Origin of the sequence: Phenylobacterium sp., from assembly GCF_031984885.1 — a bacterium.
Lineage (GTDB): Bacteria > Pseudomonadota > Alphaproteobacteria > Caulobacterales > Caulobacteraceae > Phenylobacterium.
Map to the genome: position 1 here is coordinate 691,389 of NZ_DAMABV010000001.1, position 19,177 is coordinate 710,565.

Genomic DNA, 19,177 nt, shown 5'->3' on the forward strand with positions numbered 1-19,177 from the left:
CGTCATAGCCCCTACTTCCCTAACCGTCCATGCAGGCGAAGGTATTTCCTCGCTACCTGAGAATCACCCGCAAGGAGCTGCGGTTTGATCGGGCGCCTGGCGATTGAAAATCTGACTCTGAGCCGCGGCGGACGGCGGCTGTTTTCGGGGCTGAACCTCGATCTTCCGGCCGGCCAGGCGGCCGCGCTGACGGGCCGCAACGGGGCCGGCAAGACCAGCCTGCTGCGCGCCATCGCCGGCCTCGCGCCGCTGGAGGCCGGGCGGATCGTCTTTGCGGGCCTCGACCCGGAGGACGCCCGCGCCGACCACATCCACCTGGCCGGACACCAGGACGGCCAGAAGCCGGCCCGCACCGCCTGGGAGGAGCTGTCGTTCTGGGCGCGCTGGAGCGGCGCCTCCGAGGCGGCCGCCCGCGAGGCGGCCGCGCGCCTGGAGCTGACCCGCCTGCTGGAGCTGGAGGTGCGCCGCCTGTCGGCCGGCCAGCGCCGGCGGCTGTCGCTGGCCCGGCTGCTGGCCGCGCCGCGTTCGCTGTGGCTGCTGGACGAACCGCTGAGCCCGCTGGACGCCGACTGGCGCGTCCGCTTCGGCGAGATCATGGCCGCGCACCTGGCCGGCGGCGGGCTGATCGTCGCAGCCGTGCACGACCCGCTGCCGATCCCGGCGCTCGCCGTCGAGATCGGGGAGACCGCGTCGTGAGCCGCGTCATCGCCCTGCTCTCGCGCGAGGCGGCCCTGGCCTGGGGCCGCGGCGGCGGGCCGATGGTCTCGCTGGCCTTCTATGCCGGGGTGGCGACCCTGCTGCCGCTGGCGACCGGGCCCGAGCCGGCGCGGCTGGCGGCGATCGCGCCCGGCGCGGCCTGGGTGGCGCTGGCCCTGGCCGCCCTGCTCTCGCTCGACCGGCTGTTCGAGCGCGACTACGAGGACGGTGCCCTGGACCTGCTGACGCTCTCGCCCGTGCCGCTGGAGATCGCCTGCGCCGTCAAGTGCCTGGGACAGTGGCTGGCCACCGCCGCGCCGCTGGCCTTCGCCGCGCCGCTGGCGGCCATCGCCCTGGGGGCGGGGCCGCACCTGGCCCCGCTGATCTTCGCCTGCGCCCTGATGGGCGGGCTGGCCTTCGCCTTCGTCGGCGGCATCGGGGCGGCGCTGAGCCTGGGAGCCCGGCGCGGCGGGCTGCTGACCGCGGTGATCGTGCTGCCGCTGTTCGTGCCGCCGGTGATCTTCGGCGGCGGGGCGCTGGACGCCTTCGCCGGCGGCCTGCCCTGGAAGGCCGGCTTCGCCCTGCTGGCGGCCTATGCGGCCGGGGCGGTGGCGCTTGGCCCCGTCGCCATGGCGGCGGCCTGCCGCAACGCGCTGAGCTAGCCGCCGGCGCTCGGATCAGAGTCCCCCCGCCTGCTCATCTCGCCGGGATGAGCGGTATTGCTGCGGACCTTAGTCGGTGACCGCCGGCGACCCGCGCCGCGTCGCCTTCCAACTGACCGCCCACATGGTCGTAGGCGCCCGCCGACGAAAACGACCGGGCCAGCGACGGACTCCGCGAACCGCGCCGTTCAATGGTCGAGGGGCAGATACTGGAGCTACAGACCTATGACCTTCAACAAGTTCGCGCCGCTGGCGCTCGGCGGCGTCCTGCTGACCGGCCTGATGACCACCGCCGCCGCGGCCCAGCAACCGCCGCCCGCGGCCGCCCCCGGCCAGCCGCGCGGCGAATGGCGCCGCCCCGATCCCGAGGCCATGGCCGCCCGCCGCGCCGAGCACCTGCGCGCGGCCCTGCAGCTTCGCCCCGACCAGGAGCCGGCCCTGAAGGCGTTCCTGGACGCCGGCCGCCCCGCCCAGCCCCCGGCCCGCGCCGACCGCGAGGCGATCGCCAAGCTGCCCACGCCCCAGCGCCTCGACGCCCAGCGGGCGCGGATGACCGAGCGCCTGGCCCGCTTCGACCAGCGCGCGGCGGCCACCAAGCGCTTCTACGCCCAGCTCAATCCCGCCCAGCAGAAGGCGTTCGACGCCCTGGCCCCGCGCGGCCACGGCAAGGGCATGGGCAAGGGCGGGCATCGCGGCATGGGCGGCCCGATGGGCCGCGGCGGGTAGGCCGCCTCCGTGCTAAAAGAGGGGCGATGCTGTTCAAGGCGCCCGTCCTGAAGGCGATCGCGGAGGGCGAGGTCGACCTCGCCTTCCGCCGCTGGCGCAAGCCGACCGTCAAGGCCGGCGGGACCCTGCACACCCCCGCCGGCCTGCTGGCCATCGACGCGGTCGAGATCATCGCGGCCGAAGCGGTCACCGCGCAGGACGCCGCCCGCGCCGGCTACGCCTCGGCCGCCGCCGTGCTCGCCGACCTGGCGGGCGAGGCCCCGATCCATCGCATCGCCTTTCGCCGGCTCGGCGAGGACCCGCGCGAGGCCCTGCGGCGCGACGTCTCGGACGGCGCCCTGGACGAGGTCGAGGCCCGCCTGGCCCGGCTCGACGCCAAGGCGGCCTGGACCGGAGCGGTGCTGGAGCTGATCGCCGCCCATCCCGGCGTCCGCGCCCCGGACCTGGCCGCGCGCCTGGGCCGCGAGACGCTCGCCTTCAAGACCGACGTGCGCAAGCTCAAGGCGCTGGGCCTGACCGAGAGCCTGGAGGTCGGCTATCGGCTCTCGCCCCGCGGCCAGGCTCTGCGCACGCGCCGCTTGCAGGCCGGTGCGCCCGACGCTAAGCCGCAGGCATGATCCCGGCGCCGGCCTTTCTGTCGAATCCCGAGCGGTTCATGGCCTTCTCCCGCTGGGCCGCGCCGATGTTCGGCGTCATCGCCGTGGTCCTGGCCCTGGCCGGCCTCTGGCTGGGCTTCACCGCGCCCGAGGACTACCAGCAGGGCGACACCGTCCGGCTGATGTTCATCCACGTGCCGGCCTCCTGGATGAGCATGTTCGTCTATGCCTGCCTGGCGGTGGCGAGCTTCCTGGCCCTGGTCTTCCGCCACGCCCTGGCCGACGCGGCCGCGCGCGCCGCCGCCCCGCTGGGCGCGGCCTACACCTTCATGGCGCTGCTCACCGGCTCGCTCTGGGGCCGGCCGATGTGGGGCACCTGGTGGCAGTGGGACGCGCGGATGACCTCGGTGCTGGTGCTGTTCCTGGTCTATCTGGCCTACATGGCCCTGCGCGCCTCGCTGGACGACGAGACCAAAGCCGCCCGCGCCTGCGCCATCCTGGCCCTGGTCGGGGCGGTGAACCTGCCGGTGATCAAGTTCTCGGTCGACTGGTGGAACACCCTGCACCAGGGCGCCTCGGTGTTCCGCGCCGAGGGCCCGGCCATGACCAGCGACTATCTCTGGCCGCTGCTGCTGATGGGCCTGGCCTACATGGCCTCGTTCGGGTCGCTGTGGCTGGTCGGCATCCGCGCCCAGGTCTGGCGCCGCCGGGCCGAGGCCGCGGCCCTGCGCGCGGCGAGAGGATAACCCGATGCTCGATCTCGACGCCGGCAAGTACGCGCTGTTCGTCTGGCCGGCCTACGGCCTGACCGCCCTGACCTTCCTTGGCATGATCGTCTTCACCCTGCGCCAGTCGCGCATCTGGCGGCGGCGCGCCGAACAGGACGGCAAGTGAACCGCTGGCTGGCGATCCTGCCGCTGGCCGCCCTGCTGGCGCTGGGCCTGCTGTTCGGCCTCTTCGCCCTCAAGCGCGACCCGCAGGTGAAGCCCGACGCCCTGGTCGGCAAGCCGCTGCCCGAGCTGATGCTGCCGACGCTGGACACCGGCCGGCCCATGCGCCTGCACGACGCGGCCCGGCCGGCCCCGGTGCTGGTCAACATCTTCGCCTCCTGGTGCGCCCCCTGCGAGATCGAGCATCCGGTGCTGGTCGACCTGAAGAAGCAGGGCGTGCGGATCGTCGGCGTCGCCTACAAGGACGCGCCCGACAACACCAAGGCCTTCATCGGCCGGCTGGGCGACCCCTATGCCGAGCGGCTGGTCGACCGTGACGGGCGCGCGGGCATCGACCTGGGCGTCACCGGGGTGCCGGAGACCTATCTGGTCGGGGCCGGCGGCGAGATCCTGGCCAAGCACACCGGGCCGCTGACGGCGGACAAGGCCCGGGAGCTGCTGGCCAAGGCGCCGCGTTAACCATTCCTTGAGGCGGCGCGACGAAACCTCGCCAAGGTTCCGTTAACCATAGTTGCGCCGCCCGTGAGCACGATCCGCCCGCCGATCTTCCCGACGCCCCAGCCGCAGGCCCAGGCCGCGGCCCCGGTCCGCAATCCGGCCCAGCGGGCGTTCTTCGAGGCGGCCATGGGCCGGCCCGCCGCCCCGGCCCAGCAGGCTCAAGCCCCGGCCCAACCCGCGGCCACGGCGCAACGCATGCCGGCCTCGCTGCCGGCCGAACCGCCGCAGAAGATCCTGCGCCCCGGCTCGATCCTCGACATCCGGGTCTAGGCTGCGGCCTCAAGCCGCCTTCTTGAGCTTTTTCTTCTTGGGCTTGTCGGCCTTCTCGGCCTTGGTCTTCTTCGGCTTGTCCGCCTTGGGCTTCTTGACGCTGGCGATCGGCGTCGGGGCGCTGGCCGCCTCGTCGCCGGCGCGGATCAGGTCGCGCAGGGCCGTGGTCAGCGCCTCGCGCTTGGCGGTCGAGAGCAGCCGCAGCAGCCGCGTGTCGGCGGCGGCCATGCGCGGCTTGGCCTCGGCCAGGGCCAGGCGCCCGGCGTCGGTCAGGCTGACGGCGTTGGCGCGGGCGTCGGAGACCGAGCGCTGCCGCTCCAGCAGGCCCTTGGCGATCATCCGCGCGACCATGTCGGCCAGGGTCGAGCGGTCGATGCCGGTGATCTTCACCAGGTCGGTCTGGGTCAGGCCCTCATAGGCCTCCACCGCCGCCAGCACCGCGTACTGGCGCTGGGTGACGCCGCCCTCGCCCTGCTCGGCGGCGTAGATGTCGAGCGCCAGTTGCAGCGCCCGATGCAGCAGGTGGCTGGGCGACTTGTCGAGGGCCGGCAGCCCCTTCTTCACCTTGTCGTGAGACTTCGACTTGGCCATTCGGTTCCACCCCCGCCTGTCGACACGGCCGGACGCTAGCGGCGTACGGTGTCGGTTTGAAGACAGATGGTCAGTGGGCGGCGCGGGCGCCAGGGGCGCCGGGAAATCATCGGCCCGCGGCCTATTCGACGTGCGGCGGGGGCGGCTCGTCGGTCTTGGCGTACTTCATCATCAGCGGCACCTGGGCGAACGAGAACAGCACCGAGAGGATCAGCAGGCCGGGGAAGCGGAACACCACCCAGATGTCGTCCGGCTGGGTGCGCCACACCGCCTCGTTCAGCCCGGCCAGCACCAGGAAGAACAGGCCGTAGTTGAGGGTCAGCCTACGCCAGCCCTCGTCCGGCATCTTCACGGCGTCGCCCAGCAGCAGCTTGAGCGGGTTCTTGCGCATCACCAGCCCGCCGAGCAGGACGGCGCCGAAGATGGTGTTCATCACCGTCGGCTTCATCTTCACGAAGCGGACGTCGTGGAAGAACAGGGTCAGGCCGCCGAACACCAGGGCCGCGCCGCCGGCGATCAGCGGGAACGGCGCGATCCGCCGCTCGAAGACCAGGCCGACGACCAGGGCCAGGGCCGAGCCGCCGACCAGCCACCAGGTCGCCTGGACCATGTCGCGGCTCGTGAAATAGCCGGCCACGAACGCCGCCAGCCCGCCGTAGTCGACGATGCCGCGCACCCACTTGCGAGCGGTAGGGGAGAGCTTCATGCGTCTTCCAGGCCAACGAGGGTGCGGGCGAAGGCGCGGGCCTTGAAGGGCTGGAGATCCTCGATCCCCTCGCCGACGCCGATGAGCTTGATCGGGCTGTCCGAAGCCTGGGCCACCGGCACCAGCACGCCGCCGCGGGCGGTGCCGTCCAGCTTGGTCATGACGATGCCCGAGACGCCGATCTGGTTGCCGAAGATGTTCTCCTGGGCCAGGGCGTTGCGGCCCACCGTGGCGTCGAGCACCAGCAGGGTTTCGTGCGGGGCGTCGGGCTCGACCTTCTTGACCACGCGGATGACTTTCAGGAGCTCGTCCATCAGGCCCTGCTTGTTCTGCAGACGGCCGGCGGTGTCGATCAGCACCACGTCATAGTCCTCGGCCTTCGCACGCTCGATCGCGTCGAAGGCCAGGCCCGCCGCGTCCGACCCGGTCGGCCGCGACATGAAGTCGGCGCCCGAGCGCTCGGCCCAGACCTTGAGCTGCTCCACCGCCGCTGCGCGGAAGGTGTCGCCGGCGACGACCAGCACCTTGGCCCCGCGCCCGACCAGGTCGGCGGCGATCTTGCCCAGGGTCGTGGTCTTGCCCGAGCCGTTGACGCCGATGAACATCACCACGTAGGGCCGCGGCCCGGCCAGCGGCGCGAACTCGCCCTCGCGGCTCTCCAGCTCGGCCCCGATCGCCTCGGCCAGGGCTTCCTTGATTTCCTGCTCATCGACGCTCTTGCCGAACTTCCCGTCGGAGAAGCGCTTGGTGATGCGCGCAGCCGAATGCGGGCCGAGGTCGGCCTCGATCAGCATCTCTTCCAGCTCGTCGAGCTTGGCTTGGTCCAGCGGCTGCTTGGTGAAGGTGGAGACCACCTGTTCCGTCATCTGCTTCGACGAGCGCGACAGCCCGGCGGTCAGACGTTGGAACCAGCCCTTCTTCGGTTCGGTCATGGGCCGCTTCTAGCTCGGGAAAGGGTTGCGCGATAGAGGATGCAGGCATGGACGCCCTCGCCGCCGCCTTCGTCTGGCTCGACTACGCCGCCGTCGCCGTTTTCGGCGCGACCGGCGCCCTGGCCGCCGCCCAGCGCAGGCACGACATCGTCACCTTCGCCTTCTTCGCCGCGGTCACCGGCGTCGGCGGCGGGACCCTGCGCGACCTGCTGCTGGACGCGCCGGTGTTCTGGGTCGGGCGGCCCGACTACCTGATCATCTGCGTCGCCACCGCGCTTGCGGTGTGGGTGTTCGGGACCGGCAGCGCGCGGATGAAGGTGCTGCTGTGGTTCGACGCCCTGGGCATGGCCGCCTACAGCGTCGTCGGCGCGGCCAAGGCGCTGTCGCTGGGCGCGCCGCCGTTCTCGGCCCTGGTCATGGGGGTGCTGACCGCCTGCTTCGGCGGCGTCCTCCGCGACGTGCTGGCGGGCGAGCCCTCGGTTCTGCTGCGGCGCGAGATCTATGTGAGCTGCGCCCTGATCGGGGCGGCGGTCTATGTGGTGCTGGACGCGCTGGGCCTGCGCGACCTCTGGACCGGCGTGGCCGGCTTCGCCGCCGCCTTCGCCGTCCGCGCCGGCGCCATCCGCTATGGCTGGACCCTGCCGGCCTTCCCCGGACGCGGCAAGGCGGAGTAGCCCGCATTTCCTCCCGCTATGGCGCCGTCGCAGCCCACGTCCTGCGATCGTCATCCCCGGCCGCGCAGGCGTGCCGGGGATCCATGCGCGCCTGGGATCGCCGGCGGACCTCGGCGTCTATGGATGGCCGGGCGGCCCGGCCATGACGATCTAGGCGGGGGTCCGGGCCAGCGCCCTCATCCCATCGTGGCCGTGGACGCGCAGCGCCGCCACCGACCCGACCGGCGCCTCGCCCTCGAAGGCGATCTCGGTGAAGTCCTCGGCCCGCGCCACGCCCGGGCGCTCGACCAGGCCCGCCAGCGTGCGGCCGACCTGGCGCTCCAGGTGGCGGGTCAGGGCCGCCTCGCCGGCCGCGCGCAGGCGCGCGGCGCGCTCCTTGATCACCGGGCGCTGCAACTGCGGCATCCGCGCCGCCGGGGTGCCCGGCCGAGGGCTGAACGGAAAGACGTGCAGGAACGAGAGCTGCGCCTGCTCGACCAGCGCCAGGGTGTTCTCGAACATTTCCTCGGTCTCGGTCGGGAAGCCGGCGATCAGGTCGGCGCCGAAGGCGACGTCGGGGCGCACGGCGCGCACCTCGGCGACCAGCTTCAGGGCGTCGGCGCGGCTGTGGCGGCGCTTCATGCGCTTGAGGATCATGTCGTCGCCGGCCTGCAGCGACAGGTGCAGATAGGGCATCAGCCGCGGGTCCTCGGCCAGCACCCGCATCAGGTCCGGGTCGATCTCGGCCGCGTCGATCGACGACAGCCGCAGGCGCGGCAGGCCCGGGACCAGCTTCAGGATCCGCGCGACAAGCTGGCCCAGGGTCGGCTGGCCGGGCAGGTCGGCGCCCCAACTGGTGACGTCGACGCCGGTCAGCACCACTTCCTGATAGCCCTGGGCCGCCAGCTTGCGGACCTGCTCGACCACCTCGCCGGCGGCGGCCGACCGCGAGTTCCCGCGGCCATAGGGGATGATGCAGAAGGTGCAGCGGTGGTCGCAGCCGTTCTGGACCTCGACATAGGCCCTGGCGCGATCCTTCAGCCCGTCGATCAGGTGGCCGGCGGTCTCGCGCACGCTCATGATGTCGTTGACGCGGACCTTGCCCTCGGGAAGCCGCTCGGCATAGGCGCCGGCCTGGGACTTCTCGGCGTTGCCCAGCACCAGGTCCACCTCGGCCATGGCGGCGAAGGCGGCCGGATCGATCTGGGCCGCGCAGCCGGTGACGATCAGCTTGGCGCCGGGGTTCTCGCGCCGCGCCTTGCGGATCGCCTGGCGGGCCTGGCGCACGGCCTCGTTGGTGACCGCGCAGGTGTTGAAGACGATGGCGTTCTCCAGCCCGTCCTCCGCCGCGCGCGCGCGGATGACCTCGCTCTCATAGGCGTTGAGGCGGCAGCCGAAGGTGACGATGTCGACCCCGCGCGCATCGGCCGGCGCCGTCCGCGGGACGACCGCGAAGCCGTCTTCGGCGATGTCGCGCCCGGCGCTCATGGCAGGGTCCCGGTGAAGTCCACCTGGGCGGGGCCGGTCATGATCACGTGGCCGTCGCGCTCGCGCCATTCGATGACCAGCTCGCCGCCGTCCAGCACCAGGGTCGCCTTGCGCTCGACCAGGCCGCGCCGGTATGCGGCGACCAGCGCCGCGCAGGCGCCCGTGCCGCAGGCGCGGGTCAGGCCCGCCCCGCGCTCCCAGACCTTCAGCCGGATGCGGTCGCGGCCGACGATCTGGGCGAAGCCGACATTGACGCCCTCGGGGAACAGGCGGTGATGCTCGATCATCGGCCCGACCTGGACAACCGGCGCGGTCTCGGCGTCGGCCACGAAGAACACCACGTGCGGATTGCCCATCGAGACGCAGCCCGGCGTGTGCAGGATCGGATCGTCGATGGGGCCGACCTGCAGCTCTATGCCGCGGGTGTCCATCTCCTCTTCCAGCGGGATCTGCCGCCAGTCGAGGCCAGGTTCGCCCATGTCGACGCTGACGACCTTGTCGCCGGCGCGGGCGGCGGTCAGCAGGCCGCCTCTCGTCTCGATCACCGCCTGGTCGCGGCCCGAGGCCTCCATCAGCAGCCAGCCGACGCAGCGGCTGGCGTTGCCGCAGGCCCCGACCTCCTCGCCGTCGGCGTTCCAGAAGCGGACCTTGGCGTCGGCCTGGCTGGAGGGCTCGATCGAGACAAGCTGGTCGCAGCCGATCCCGCGCTCGCGGCTGGCGATCGCGCGCACCTCCTCCGCGGTGGGCGCGAAGGGGGCGGTGCGGGCCTCGACCACGACGAAGTCGTTGCCGAGCCCGTTCATCTTCAGGAACGGACGGCTCATGGCCGGGGCTATATAGGCGAGAATTGCAGCGCGATCACCTTGCGCGAGACAGCACCCGGCCCGGACGCTATGCGTAACGCCCATGAAACTTGTTACGGCGGCGCTCGCAGGCGCCCTTCTTTCCGCGCCGGCGGCCATGGCTGAGAGCCCCGCCGCCGATCCCTTCATCTGGCTCGAAGACATCGACAGCCCCCGGGCGATCACCTGGGTCGAGGCGCAGAACGCCAGGACCACGGCGCGGCTGGAGGGCGACGGCCGCTACCAGACCTTCCTGGCCGAGGGCCGCGCGATCTTCACCGCCACCGACCGGATTGCGAAGCCGGCCTTCCGGGCCGGCGGCGTCGACAACTTCTGGCAGGACGCGACCAACACCCACGGCGTCTGGCGCCATGCCAGCCTGGCCTCCTACCGCACGGCCGCGCCGGCCTGGGAGGTCGTCCTCGACATCGACAAACTCGCCAGTGACGAGGGCCGCAACTGGTTCTGGAAGGGCGCCGCCTGCCTGAAGCCGGACGAGACCCTGTGCCTGGTGCGCCTGTCGAACGGCGGCGGCGACGCGGTCGAGCTGCGCGAGTTCGACACCGCGACCAGGACCTTCGTCGAGGGCGGCTTCCGCTCGCCCGAGGGCAAGCAGGGGGCCGAGTGGATCGACCGCGACACCCTGGTCGCCTGGCGCGAATGGACGCCCGGCGAGGTCACCGCCTCCGGCTACGCCAACGTGGTCAAGATCCTGAAGCGCTCGGGCGAGGCGACCGAGATCTTCCGCGGCCAGAAGTCCGACGTCTGGGCCAACGCCGCCGTGCTGCGCGGCGAGGGCGGCAAGGCCGAGGGCGTGCTGATCCAGCGCGGCGTCAGCTTCTTCGAGTCCGAATACAGCCTCTATGTCGAGGGCAAGCTGACCCCGGTCGCCCTGCCGAAGAAGGCCCAGTTCCAGGCCTATGTCGCCGGCCGGATGATCTTCACCCTGCAGGAGGCCTGGAACGGCTTCGACTCCGGGGCGCTGATCGCCTACGATCCGCGGGACCTGGCCGCCAGGCCCGCCCTGGTCTTCCAGCCCGGCCCGAGCCAGGCGATCCAGAGCATCGCCGACACCCGCGGCCTGCTGGCGGTCGAGCTGCTGGAGGACGTCAAGGGCGCGGTCGACGTCTACGGCCTCAGGAACGGCCAGTGGACCGCGCGGCGCCTGGCCCTGCCGAAGGGCGAGACCCTGAGCATCGTCTCGACCTCCGGCAAGGACGACCAGTTGTTCGTCGGGGCCGAGGGCTTCCTGACGCCCTCGAGCCTGTGGCTGGCCGACGGCGCCACCGGCAAGGCCCGGAAGCTCAAGTCGCTGCCGGCCCGCTTCGACGCCGGCCAGGACCAGGTGGACCAGTTCTGGGCGACCTCGTCCGACGGGACCCCGATCCCCTATTTCGTGGTCCGCCCGAAGGCGGCCAGACTGGACGGCTCGATCCCGACGATCATGTACGGCTATGGCGGCTTCGAAGTCGCCAAGCCGCCGGTCTACATCCCCGAGATGGGCAAGATCTGGCTGGAGCGCGGCGGCGCCTACGTCATCGCCAACATCCGCGGCGGCGGCGAGTTCGGGCCGGCCTGGCACCAGTCGGTGCTGCGCGAGAAGCGCCAGCTCGCCTTCGACGACTTCGCCGCGGTGGCCCGCGACCTGGAGGCGCGCAAGATCACCTCGGCCCGGCGCCTGGGCATCTACGGCCGCTCCAACGGCGGAGTGCTGACCACCGTCTCGATGACCCAGCATCCGGAGCTCTGGAACGCCGTGGTGGTCGAGAGCCCGCTGGTCGACATGCTGCGCTACCACAAGCTCTCGGCCGGGGCCTCGTGGATCGGCGAGTACGGCGACCCCGACGTAGCCGAGGACCACGCCTTCATCGCCCGCTACGACGGCTACCTGAACCTCAAGCCCGGCCAGGCCTATCCCGAGCCCTACGTCACCACGAACACCCGCGACGACCGCGTGCACCCCGGCCACGCCCGCAAGTTCGCGGCCAAGCTGGAAGCGCTCGGCTACCCCTACCTCTATTTCGAGAACACCTTCGGCGGCCACTCCAACGACGCCGACCCGGAGATGAACGCCAGGCGCTGGGCCCGGCACTATGTCTACCTGGCCCAGAAGCTGATGGACTGAGACGCTTTAGATGCTCCCCCCTCTGGGCGGGAGCATCTAAAGCCGATCCGCCGGCGTCAGAACGCCGCGCGGAAGGTGATCTGGTAGAGCACGCCCGAGCGCTCGCGCTCCCGCTCGCTCTCGGCCACGTCGCGGGCGAGGCGGTTGGCGAGGATCTCGTCGACCGAGTCGCCGTCGAAGCTGCGGAAGGTCTCGCGCTTTTCCTTGTCCAGCAGGTTCATCGCCGCCAGGCGCACCACGTAGCGGTCGCCGAAGCGCTTCTCGACGAAGGCCTCGAGGTCGGCGCCGTAGTCCACCGTGACCTCCTCGTCGAGGCCCGACTCATAGCCCATGTCGCGGTCGTAGAGGCTGGCGCCGAAGCTGGCGTTCCAGCTCGGCACGGTATGCACGAAGCCGACGTTGTAGACATAGCTCGGCTGGTTGGTGAACGGGCGGTCCTGGCCGGTGAAGGGGTCCGTCACCTCGCTCTCCAGCCAGGTGTAGTTGAAGAACACGCCCGTGTTGGGCAGGCCGATAACATCCAGCGGCGTCGAGAGGTCGATCTCGACGCCGTAGGTCTTGCCCGAGCCGATGTTGCGCGGCTCATAGATGCGGCCGAGCCCCGAGGACGACACCTCGCTGGTGGCGACCAGGTCGATCAGGTCCTTCACGTCGCGATAGAAGAAATTGATCCCGACGACGCCGCGGGCGCCGAGACGGCGCTCGTAGCCGATGTCGACGCCCCAGGCGGTCTCGTTGTCGAGGTTGGGATTGCCGCGCAGGTCGTCGTCGTCGGCCGGCTCCTCCTCGGCCACATAGGGAGCCAGCAGGCCGTAGTCGGGCCGCCGCACGGTGCGCGCGATCGAGGCGCGGAACTGGTCGACGTCCGTCGGCCGGAAGGTGGCGTGCAGCGAGGGATTGAGCTCCTTGGCGTCGTTCGACACCGAGCCCAGGTCGCTCTCGACCTCGCGCCGGGTGGTCTCGTAGCGGAGGCCCGCGTCGAAGGTCCACCGGGCGGAAGGCTGGAAGGTCAGCCGCACATAGGGATCGATCCGGCGTTCCTTGATCCTGTAGACCGCGCCGGGTTCCGGATCGGGATCGCCGACCACGCCGTCGTCGATGTCGAACTCGATCTCCGAGCCGTCGCGGGTCTTCTTCAGCCAGTCGAGGCCGGCCTTCAGCTCCACGAAGTCCGACTTCCACTTGTAATAGGCGCCGGCGCCCCATTCCTGGTCGTCGATGTCGAGCTCGACATACTCGTCCAGCTCGCGGTCGGAGAAGTCCTCCTCGCCGCCGACGTCGACGCTCCCGCGGGTCTTCTCGTCGTAGCGCGACCAGCCGAGGTCGAAGCCCAGCTTGCCCGGCCCGACCTCGAACTCGCCGTCCAGGTCGAGGGCGTAGGTGCGCTGCCGGATGCGTTCGGCCTGGATCTCGAACTCGTCGAAGTCGCCGCGCGGCAGCGCCTCATAGACCAGCGAGGTCTCGTCCTCGTCGCGGTCGGTGTCGACGACCAGGCCCGAGAGCCGCAGCCGGCCGGTCGCGAACCGGTGGGCGATCTCGCCATTGGCCGAGATGTCGACGCCGTCGCGGGTGTCGGACTGGTATTCGACATTGTCGAAGTCCGCGAACTCGCCCTCGTAGCGATAGCTGACCTTCTTCTTCGGGTTGCGGCGGCCCTGGTAGTTGAGCCCCGCCCAGTAGGTGGTGTCGCCGCTGGCCGTGGCGCCGGCATAGGCGATGGCGCCGGAGGGGCGGGCCTTGCCGTCCTCGTTGATCAGCGCCCCGGCCTTCACGAAGCCGCCCGTGAGGGTCGCGCCCTCCTTCAGCACCACGTTCAGCGAGCCGGCCATGCCGTCGCTCGGCTGGTCGGCGCGGGGGCTGCGGATGATCTCGATCCGCTCCACCAGCTCGGCCGGGATGCGGTCGACGAAAAAGCTGCGGTCGCCCTCCCCGCCCGGCGCGCGCCGCCCGTTGATCAGCACCTGGGTGTAGCCAGGCGGCAGGCCGCGCATGGAGACGCCGTCGAACTCCAGGACGTCGGAGGTGAAGGTCACGCCCGGCACGCGCTTGAGCATCTCGCCCACGGACACCGGCTCGAACCGCTGGAAGTAGTCGAGGTCGTAGGCGAGGGTGGGGTTCACGTCGTCGGTGCGGTCGCGGAAGGCGATCTCGCCGGTGACGATCAGTTCGGCCACCGACGTGGCCTCGGCCGCGTCGTCGGCCAAGGCGGGCGCGGCGGCCAGCGCAAGCGGCGCCGCCGCCGCGCAAGCAAGCAGAGTGAGTCGCGTCATGGGGTCCCCCGACAGGCGGGACGGTTGACCGGCCCCGCGCAGCATGATTTGCAGCGCAGGGGATATATCTTGCGCGCGGAGCGGGGCTAGTGACGGTTTCTAAGCAGAATATTTTCAGTTTTGTGACGATCGTCGCAATTTCATCCCTGGCCATCGGATGCGCCGCCCTCGACCCCGAGAGCGTCTCGGACTCGGCCGGCATGGCCCTGGGGACCGGGACGCCCGTACCCGCCGCGGGCGAGACCGCCGCGGTCGGCACCAAGGTCCGCGACGCCGCCGACGATCCGGAGATCTGGGCCGATCCGCGCGATCCCTCGCGCGGCGTGATCCTCGGCACCGACAAGCAGGCCGGGCTCTATGTCTACGACCTGGCGGGCGGGGACCTTCAGTTCCTGGCCGAGGGGCCGCTGAACAATGTCGACCTGCGCGACGGCTTCGCCGTGGGCGGCAAGGCCCAGGTGCTGATCGGGGCCAGCGACCGCGGCCGCAGCGCCATCGCCTTCTTCCTGCTCGATCCCGACAGCCTGAACGTCACGCCCTGGGGCCGCACGCCGGTCAAGGTCAGCGAGCCCTACGGCTTCTGCATGGGCCGCCTGGGCGGCGACACCGTCGCGGTGATGGTCGGCAAGGACGGCGACGTCGCCCAGTTCACGGTCACCGACCAGGGCGGCCAGCCCGCCGCCCGGCTCACTCGCAGCTTTGCGGTGGGCTCGCAGTCGGAAGGCTGCGTCGTCGATGACGCCGCCGGCGTGCTCTACGTAGCCGAGGAGGCCAAGGGGATCTGGCGCTACGGCCTGGACCCGGCGGCCGGGGCGGACCGGACCCTGCTGGCCGGCGCCCCGTCGGAAATCCTCAAGCCCGACGTCGAGGGGCTGACCCTGCTGCGCGAGGGCGCGGCCACCTACCTGCTGGCCTCCAGCCAGGGCGACAGCGCCTTCGCCGTCTGGCGGGTGGACGGGGCCGAGCCAGCCTATGCCGGCCGCTTCTCGGTGGTTCCGGGGGCCGGGGCCGACGCGGTCACCGGCACCGACGGCCTGGCGGCGCTGGGCGGCCGGGTCGGGGCGTTTCCCGAGGGCCTGATCGTGGTGCAGGACGACTCCGACACCGACGGCGAAACCACCGCCGGCGCCCGCGCGCGCCAGAACTTCAAGCTGGTCGACTGGCGCGCGGTGAAGGCGGCGTTGGAGCTGAACTGACCTTGGGTCCCCGGGGGCTCAGCTCGCCTCACGCCCCGCGCCGCCACTCCACGGCCATGTCCGGCTCGCGGAAGGCGAAGCGCTTCAGGTGGCTGTCCATCACCTTTTCCAGGCGGCTGAGGCTTTCCAGATCGCCCGCCTGGGCGACCAGCATCAAGGTCTCGGGGGCGGCCCGCAGCGCGGCCTCGCCCATCTCGAAGGTGATCTTGCCCTCGTGGTCGTTCCACTCGGCCGGGACCTTGTGCCCGAAGTGCTTGCAGAGCTGCACCATGTAGCGACCGGCGTTGGCGGTCGGGACCGTAGCGCTCGATTTCATGACGGCCTCCATGTTCAGGCCTTCTCGATCTTGGCGACGGCTTCGTCGATGGCCGCGACGATCGCGTCCACCTGAGAGTCGGTCGGCTTTTCGCCCGAGAGCTTGACCCGCAGGGCCATGGCCAGGTTCTGCATGGCCCGGGCCACCCGGGGCGAAGACCGCGGCGAGGATTCCGCCGCCTCGTCCAGCCGAGCAAAAACGGCGTCGACCGCCGGCTTGTTCCGCTCCAGGGCTTCCAGGCCGGTCTCGGTGATCTCATAGGCCTTGCGGCCGCCCTCGGCGCCGGTCTGGCGGGCGAAACCTTCGTCTTCCAGCAGGCTGAGGGTCGGATAGATCACCCCGGGGCTCGGGCGGTACGATCCGCCGGTGCGCTCCTCGAGGGCGCGGATCAGTTCGTAGCCGTGGCTCGGCTTGTCCTTCAGCAGCGCCAGGATGACGAAGCGCAGGTCGCCGTGCTCCAGCAGGCGTCCGATGCGCGGGCCGCCGCCATGACGGCCGCGGCCGCCCCAGTGTTCGCCGCCACGGCCGAAGCCGGCGCCGAAGGGACCGCGGCCTCGATGCTCGCGATGAGCCTTCCAGTTATGATGTCGATGCATTTTAGATCCTATTCAGATATGTCTATTTCGCAGATATATCGCGGCTGGATCGAAGTTCAAGATATATCTTAGATGTTTTTAGCGGCTCAGGCGCCGCGCAGGGTCTCGGCCAGCAGCCGGCCTTCGGCCGCGCGGCTGGATCCGGCCCGCCAGGCGACGACGATCTCGCGGCTGGGGTGGTCGGCCTTCAGCGGCATCACAGCCACGTCGGCCGCATCGGTCAGGCCCGCCGCCACCGCCATGGCCGGCAGGAAGGTCACCCCCAGGCCCGAGCCGACCATCTGCACCAGGGTCGGCAGCGAGGTGGCGGCGAAGGCCTCCTCCTCGCCGGTGGCCTTGGGCGGCTTGAGCCCGCAGGCCGCCAGGGCGTGGTCGCGCAGGCAGTGGCCGTCCTCCAGCAGGATCAGGTCGTCGGTCTCCAGGGCCGATGGCGGGGCCTCCAGCTCATGCGCCAGCGGATGGCTGCCGGGCAGGGCGGCCAGCAGCTCGTCATTGGCGACATGGGCGTGGGCCAGGCCGGCCATGTCGTAGGGCAGGGCGATCAGCGCCGCGTCGAGTTGGCCGGCCTTGAGCAGCCCGATCAGCCGGTGGGTCAGGTCCTCGCGCAGATAGAGCCGCAGCTTGGGAAAGCGCGTGCGCAGCAGCGGCAGCGCCTTGGGCAGCAGGAACGGCGCCACCGTCGGGATCACCCCCAGCCGGAAACGCCCGGTCAGCGGCTGGCCGGCGTTGCGGGCCGACTGCACCATTTCCTCGGCCTCGTTGAGGATGGTGGTGGCCTTGCTCAGCGCCACCTCGCCGACCGCGGTCAGGATCACGCCCGAGCGCGCGCGGTCCACCACCGGGCCGCCGAGGATCTTCTCCAGCTCCTGCACTCCGGCCGACAGGGTCGGCTGGGTCACGTGGGCGGCGTCGGCGGCGCGGCCGAAGGATCCATGCTCGGCGAGGAGCTTGAGATATTGCAGTTGTCGGAGGGTCGGGAGGCTCATGGATCAATGATAGGAATTATCTATCCAAAATCCAGAAACTATCGATTGGCCTTTTGTGCAGCGCAGCACTATCCCATCGGCACGGCTTCGGCCGACCAGTTCAAATCACTTGGAGAGATCTATGCTCGGCGTTGGTGAAAAGCTTCCGGAATTCAAGGTCGTCGGCGTGAAGCCGAAGTTCAACCGTCACGAAGAAAACGGCGAAAGCGCGTTCGAAACCGTCACCAACGAATCGTTCCCCGGCAAGTGGAAGGTCATCTTCTTCTACCCGAAGGACTTCACCTTCGTCTGCCCGACCGAGATCGCCGAGTTCGCCCGCCTGAACCCGCAGTTCGAAGAGCGCGACGCCGTCGTGCTCGGCGGTTCGACCGACAACGAGCACTCCAAGCTCGGCTGGCGCCGTGAGCACCCGGACCTGAACAGCCTGGCCATCTGGAACTTCGCCGACAACAGCGGCAAGTTCGCCCGCGCCCTCGGCGTCCTCAACGAAGACGAAGGCGTGGCCCTGCGCGCCACCTTCGTGGTCGACCCGCACAACGTCGTCCAGCACGTCTACGTGACCAACCTGAACGTGGGCCGCGCCCCGGCCGACACCCTGCGCGTCCTCGACGCGCTGCAAACCGACGAACTCTGCCCGTGCAACCGCGCGGTCGGCGGCGAGACCCTGGCGGCGTAAAGTCTCTCCAGCGATCGGGCGGGTCGCAGCATCCGCCCCTTTGCGCCGTCATTGTCCGGGAGCGCGCGATCTCCCCGCGCCTCCCGGACGCCTCTTTCCCCTTTATCTGAGCCTGCCCCCTTTATCTGAGCGTGGGCGTCGCCGAGACTGGCGGACGCTTCCGTGCGCCTGAAGTTTGGAGATTGCCATGTCGCTCGACGCCCTGCGCGAGACGCTGCCCGCCTACGCCAAGGACCTCAGCCTCAACCTGTCGAGCCTGGCCGCCGAGACCCTGCTGAGCGACCAGCAGAAGTGGGGGACCTTCGTCGCCTCGGCCCACGCCGTCGGCACGCCGGCCGTGATCAAGGCGGTCGACGCCGCCGCCGCCGCCGCCGGCCTCTCGGCCGAGGCCGCGACCGCCGCCAAGGCCGCCGCCGCGATCATGGGCATGAACAATGTCTACTACCGCTCGCTGCACCTGCTCACCAACCCCGAGTACAAGACCCTGCCGGCCAAGCTGCGGATGAACATCCTGGCCAATCCGGGCGTCGAGAAGGTCGATTTCGAGCTGTGGTCCACCGCCGTCTCGGCCATCAACGGCTGCGGCATGTGCCTGGACGCCCACGAGTCCGAGCTGAAGAAGCACGGCGTTCCGAACACCGCGATCCAGGCCGCCCTGCGCATCGGCGCGGTGGTCAACGCGGTCAGCCGCGTGGTCGCCGCCGAGGCCGCCGCGGCGTCCTAGGACCAATAGGACCTTCCGCCCGCCCGGCCCATAGCCAGGCGGGCGGAATCGTCTCCGAATGCCGCCTCCGACCCAGGAGGCGCCCATGTCCGTGTCAGATCGCATCCGCGTGCGCGACGTGCGCCTGCTGTCCGACAACTGGTACGTGCTGAAGGTCACGACCTTCGACTGGCGCCGGGCGGACGGGACCTGGCAGACCCAGAGCCGCGAGACCTACGACCGCGGCAACGGCGCGGCCCTGCTGCCCTACAACCTGGCCGCCCGCACCGTCATCCTGACCCGGCAGTTCCGCTATCCCGCCTATGTGAACGGCTGCGACGACCTGCTGGTCGAGGCCCCCGCCGGCCTGCTCGACGACGCCTCCCCCGAGCAGCGCATCCGCGCCGAGGTCGAGGAGGAGACCGGCTACCGGCTGGGCGAGATCCGCAAGATCTTCGAGTGCTTCATGAGCCCCGGCTCGGTGACCGAGAAGCTGCACTTCTTCGTGGCCGAGTACGACGCGGCCATGCGGGTCGGCGCCGGCGGCGGGCTGGAGACCGAGGGCGAGGAGATCGAGGTGCTGGAGCTGCCCTTCGACCAGGCCATGGCCATGATCGAGAGCGGCGCCGTCGCCGACGCCAAGACCATCATCCTGCTGCAGTACGCGGCGCTGAACATCTTCGGGCGCTAGGCTCAGCA

General features: G+C 70.7%; 23 protein-coding genes. 14 read left to right on the forward strand and 9 right to left on the reverse strand.

Features of this window, described 5'->3' with window-relative positions; genetic code table 11:
• Nucleotides 1–84 precede the first annotated feature (84 nt).
• The 8 genes from ccmA to RTL41_RS03330 all read left to right on the forward strand — a co-directional run bounded on the left by ccmA (nt 85) and on the right by RTL41_RS03330 (nt 4,398).
• Complete coding sequence (gene ccmA, locus RTL41_RS03295; protein ID WP_312161280.1) at nt 85–696, forward strand: heme ABC exporter ATP-binding protein CcmA; 612 nt, start codon at nt 85–87, stop codon at nt 694–696.
• On the forward strand, nt 693–1,358 hold the full coding sequence (gene ccmB, locus RTL41_RS03300; RefSeq protein ID WP_312161282.1) for a heme exporter protein CcmB: 666 nt from the start codon (nt 693–695) through the stop codon (nt 1,356–1,358). Before ccmA ends, ccmB begins: the two co-directional genes overlap by 4 nt.
• 225 nt (nt 1,359–1,583) lie before the next feature.
• The gene (locus RTL41_RS03305) at nt 1,584–2,084 is read left to right on the forward strand and encodes a Spy/CpxP family protein refolding chaperone (RefSeq protein WP_312161284.1); all 501 of its coding nucleotides are present in this window, start codon (nt 1,584–1,586) and stop codon (nt 2,082–2,084) included.
• Nucleotides 2,085–2,110: 26 nt separating this feature from the next.
• On the forward strand, nt 2,111–2,701 hold the full coding sequence (locus tag RTL41_RS03310) for a hypothetical protein (protein WP_312161286.1): 591 nt from the start codon (nt 2,111–2,113) through the stop codon (nt 2,699–2,701).
• A 38-nt stretch (nt 2,702–2,739) separates the two neighbouring features.
• Nucleotides 2,740–3,426: a heme ABC transporter permease CcmC gene (ccmC, locus tag RTL41_RS03315; RefSeq protein ID WP_409418297.1), complete on the forward strand. Its 687-nt coding sequence runs from the start codon at nt 2,740–2,742 to the stop codon at nt 3,424–3,426.
• 4 nt (nt 3,427–3,430) lie between these two features.
• Nucleotides 3,431–3,574, forward strand: coding sequence for a heme exporter protein CcmD (gene ccmD / locus RTL41_RS03320; protein WP_312161291.1), 144 nt, complete (start codon nt 3,431–3,433; stop codon nt 3,572–3,574).
• Entirely contained in the window at nt 3,571–4,089 is a 519-nt protein-coding gene (locus tag RTL41_RS03325; RefSeq protein ID WP_312161294.1) for a DsbE family thiol:disulfide interchange protein, read from the forward strand. Before ccmD ends, RTL41_RS03325 begins: the two co-directional genes overlap by 4 nt.
• A gap of 63 nt (nt 4,090–4,152) precedes the next feature.
• Nucleotides 4,153–4,398, forward strand: coding sequence for a hypothetical protein (locus RTL41_RS03330; RefSeq protein ID WP_312161296.1), 246 nt, complete (start codon nt 4,153–4,155; stop codon nt 4,396–4,398).
• A gap of 9 nt (nt 4,399–4,407) precedes the next feature.
• Here the strand turns inward: RTL41_RS03330 and RTL41_RS03335 are convergent, their stop codons facing one another.
• From RTL41_RS03335 to ftsY, 3 genes are all read right to left on the reverse strand, one after another.
• Complete coding sequence (locus RTL41_RS03335) at nt 4,408–4,989, reverse strand: MarR family transcriptional regulator (RefSeq protein ID WP_312161298.1); 582 nt, start codon at nt 4,987–4,989, stop codon at nt 4,408–4,410.
• Between the two features lie 121 nt (nt 4,990–5,110).
• A complete protein-coding gene (locus RTL41_RS03340) occupies nt 5,111–5,695 on the reverse strand; it encodes an inner membrane-spanning protein YciB (RefSeq protein WP_312161301.1) in 585 nt (194 codons plus the stop codon).
• Nucleotides 5,692–6,627 (reverse strand): signal recognition particle-docking protein FtsY, encoded by a 936-nt coding sequence (gene ftsY, locus RTL41_RS03345; protein WP_312161303.1) that lies wholly within the window; start codon nt 6,625–6,627, stop codon nt 5,692–5,694. The genes RTL41_RS03340 and ftsY overlap by 4 nt, the downstream gene beginning before the upstream one ends.
• Before the next feature lie 47 nt (nt 6,628–6,674).
• Between ftsY and RTL41_RS03350 the strand changes: the two genes are divergently transcribed.
• Nucleotides 6,675–7,301 (forward strand): trimeric intracellular cation channel family protein, encoded by a 627-nt coding sequence (locus tag RTL41_RS03350; RefSeq protein ID WP_312161305.1) that lies wholly within the window; start codon nt 6,675–6,677, stop codon nt 7,299–7,301.
• Nucleotides 7,302–7,451: 150 nt separating this feature from the next.
• Here the strand turns inward: RTL41_RS03350 and mtaB are convergent, their stop codons facing one another.
• Nucleotides 7,452–8,768 carry a tRNA (N(6)-L-threonylcarbamoyladenosine(37)-C(2))-methylthiotransferase MtaB gene (gene mtaB / locus RTL41_RS03355; RefSeq protein WP_312161307.1) on the reverse strand — a complete coding sequence of 439 codons (1,317 nt, stop codon included), beginning with the start codon at nt 8,766–8,768 and terminating at the stop codon, nt 7,452–7,454.
• Entirely contained in the window at nt 8,765–9,592 is an 828-nt protein-coding gene (gene dapF / locus RTL41_RS03360; protein WP_312161309.1) for a diaminopimelate epimerase, read from the reverse strand. Before dapF ends, mtaB begins: the two co-directional genes overlap by 4 nt.
• 136 nt (nt 9,593–9,728) lie before the next feature.
• Here dapF and RTL41_RS03365 point away from each other — a divergent pair, with 136 nt between their 5' ends.
• Nucleotides 9,729–11,735, forward strand: a complete 2,007-nt coding sequence (locus RTL41_RS03365) for a prolyl oligopeptidase family serine peptidase (RefSeq protein ID WP_312161310.1) — start codon at nt 9,729–9,731, stop codon at nt 11,733–11,735.
• 56 nt (nt 11,736–11,791) lie between these two features.
• On the opposite strand, the gene RTL41_RS03370 is transcribed toward RTL41_RS03365, so the two are convergent.
• The gene (locus RTL41_RS03370) at nt 11,792–14,005 is read right to left on the reverse strand and encodes a TonB-dependent receptor (RefSeq protein ID WP_312161311.1); all 2,214 of its coding nucleotides are present in this window, start codon (nt 14,003–14,005) and stop codon (nt 11,792–11,794) included.
• Nucleotides 14,006–14,127: 122 nt separating this feature from the next.
• On the opposite strand from RTL41_RS03370, the gene RTL41_RS03375 reads away from it, so the two are divergent.
• Nucleotides 14,128–15,201 (forward strand): phytase, encoded by a 1,074-nt coding sequence (locus RTL41_RS03375; protein ID WP_312161313.1) that lies wholly within the window; start codon nt 14,128–14,130, stop codon nt 15,199–15,201.
• A 28-nt stretch (nt 15,202–15,229) separates the two neighbouring features.
• On the opposite strand, the gene RTL41_RS03380 is transcribed toward RTL41_RS03375, so the two are convergent.
• The 3 genes from RTL41_RS03380 to RTL41_RS03390 form a co-directional block, all read right to left on the reverse strand.
• A complete protein-coding gene (locus RTL41_RS03380; RefSeq protein ID WP_312161315.1) occupies nt 15,230–15,517 on the reverse strand; it encodes a DUF2218 domain-containing protein in 288 nt (95 codons plus the stop codon).
• A 14-nt stretch (nt 15,518–15,531) separates the two neighbouring features.
• Nucleotides 15,532–16,113 carry a PadR family transcriptional regulator gene (locus tag RTL41_RS03385; protein ID WP_312161316.1) on the reverse strand — a complete coding sequence of 194 codons (582 nt, stop codon included), beginning with the start codon at nt 16,111–16,113 and terminating at the stop codon, nt 15,532–15,534.
• A gap of 86 nt (nt 16,114–16,199) precedes the next feature.
• Nucleotides 16,200–17,099, reverse strand: coding sequence for a hydrogen peroxide-inducible genes activator (locus RTL41_RS03390; RefSeq protein ID WP_312161318.1), 900 nt, complete (start codon nt 17,097–17,099; stop codon nt 16,200–16,202).
• Nucleotides 17,100–17,220: 121 nt separating this feature from the next.
• Here RTL41_RS03390 and RTL41_RS03395 point away from each other — a divergent pair, with 121 nt between their 5' ends.
• The 3 genes from RTL41_RS03395 (at nt 17,221) to RTL41_RS03405 (ending at nt 19,169) form a co-directional block, all read left to right on the forward strand.
• Nucleotides 17,221–17,775 (forward strand): peroxiredoxin, encoded by a 555-nt coding sequence (locus RTL41_RS03395; RefSeq protein WP_267233706.1) that lies wholly within the window; start codon nt 17,221–17,223, stop codon nt 17,773–17,775.
• Between the two features lie 187 nt (nt 17,776–17,962).
• Nucleotides 17,963–18,499, forward strand: coding sequence for a carboxymuconolactone decarboxylase family protein (locus tag RTL41_RS03400; RefSeq protein ID WP_312161321.1), 537 nt, complete (start codon nt 17,963–17,965; stop codon nt 18,497–18,499).
• Nucleotides 18,500–18,584: 85 nt separating this feature from the next.
• Nucleotides 18,585–19,169: an NUDIX domain-containing protein gene (locus RTL41_RS03405; RefSeq protein WP_312161323.1), complete on the forward strand. Its 585-nt coding sequence runs from the start codon at nt 18,585–18,587 to the stop codon at nt 19,167–19,169.
• The last annotated feature ends 8 nt before the right edge of the window (nt 19,170–19,177 follow it).

Coding starts and splice junctions, on each gene's coding strand:
- RTL41_RS03395 (WP_267233706.1), top strand. CDS start 17,221: ATGCTCGGCGTTGGTGAAAAGCTTCCGGAATTCAAGGTCGTCGGCGTG.
- mtaB (WP_312161307.1), bottom strand. CDS start 8,768: ATGAGCGCCGGGCGCGACATCGCCGAAGACGGCTTCGCGGTCGTCCCG.
- RTL41_RS03390 (WP_312161318.1), bottom strand. CDS start 17,099: ATGAGCCTCCCGACCCTCCGACAACTGCAATATCTCAAGCTCCTCGCC.
- ccmD (WP_312161291.1), top strand. CDS start 3,431: ATGCTCGATCTCGACGCCGGCAAGTACGCGCTGTTCGTCTGGCCGGCC.
- RTL41_RS03335 (WP_312161298.1), bottom strand. CDS start 4,989: ATGGCCAAGTCGAAGTCTCACGACAAGGTGAAGAAGGGGCTGCCGGCC.
- ftsY (WP_312161303.1), bottom strand. CDS start 6,627: ATGACCGAACCGAAGAAGGGCTGGTTCCAACGTCTGACCGCCGGGCTG.
- dapF (WP_312161309.1), bottom strand. CDS start 9,592: ATGAGCCGTCCGTTCCTGAAGATGAACGGGCTCGGCAACGACTTCGTC.
- RTL41_RS03350 (WP_312161305.1), top strand. CDS start 6,675: ATGGACGCCCTCGCCGCCGCCTTCGTCTGGCTCGACTACGCCGCCGTC.
- RTL41_RS03385 (WP_312161316.1), bottom strand. CDS start 16,113: ATGCATCGACATCATAACTGGAAGGCTCATCGCGAGCATCGAGGCCGC.
- RTL41_RS03380 (WP_312161315.1), bottom strand. CDS start 15,517: ATGAAATCGAGCGCTACGGTCCCGACCGCCAACGCCGGTCGCTACATG.
- RTL41_RS03305 (WP_312161284.1), top strand. CDS start 1,584: ATGACCTTCAACAAGTTCGCGCCGCTGGCGCTCGGCGGCGTCCTGCTG.
- RTL41_RS03365 (WP_312161310.1), top strand. CDS start 9,729: ATGGCTGAGAGCCCCGCCGCCGATCCCTTCATCTGGCTCGAAGACATC.
- RTL41_RS03370 (WP_312161311.1), bottom strand. CDS start 14,005: ATGACGCGACTCACTCTGCTTGCTTGCGCGGCGGCGGCGCCGCTTGCG.
- RTL41_RS03405 (WP_312161323.1), top strand. CDS start 18,585: ATGTCCGTGTCAGATCGCATCCGCGTGCGCGACGTGCGCCTGCTGTCC.
- RTL41_RS03400 (WP_312161321.1), top strand. CDS start 17,963: ATGTCGCTCGACGCCCTGCGCGAGACGCTGCCCGCCTACGCCAAGGAC.
- RTL41_RS03310 (WP_312161286.1), top strand. CDS start 2,111: ATGCTGTTCAAGGCGCCCGTCCTGAAGGCGATCGCGGAGGGCGAGGTC.
- ccmC (WP_409418297.1), top strand. CDS start 2,740: ATGGCCTTCTCCCGCTGGGCCGCGCCGATGTTCGGCGTCATCGCCGTG.
- RTL41_RS03340 (WP_312161301.1), bottom strand. CDS start 5,695: ATGAAGCTCTCCCCTACCGCTCGCAAGTGGGTGCGCGGCATCGTCGAC.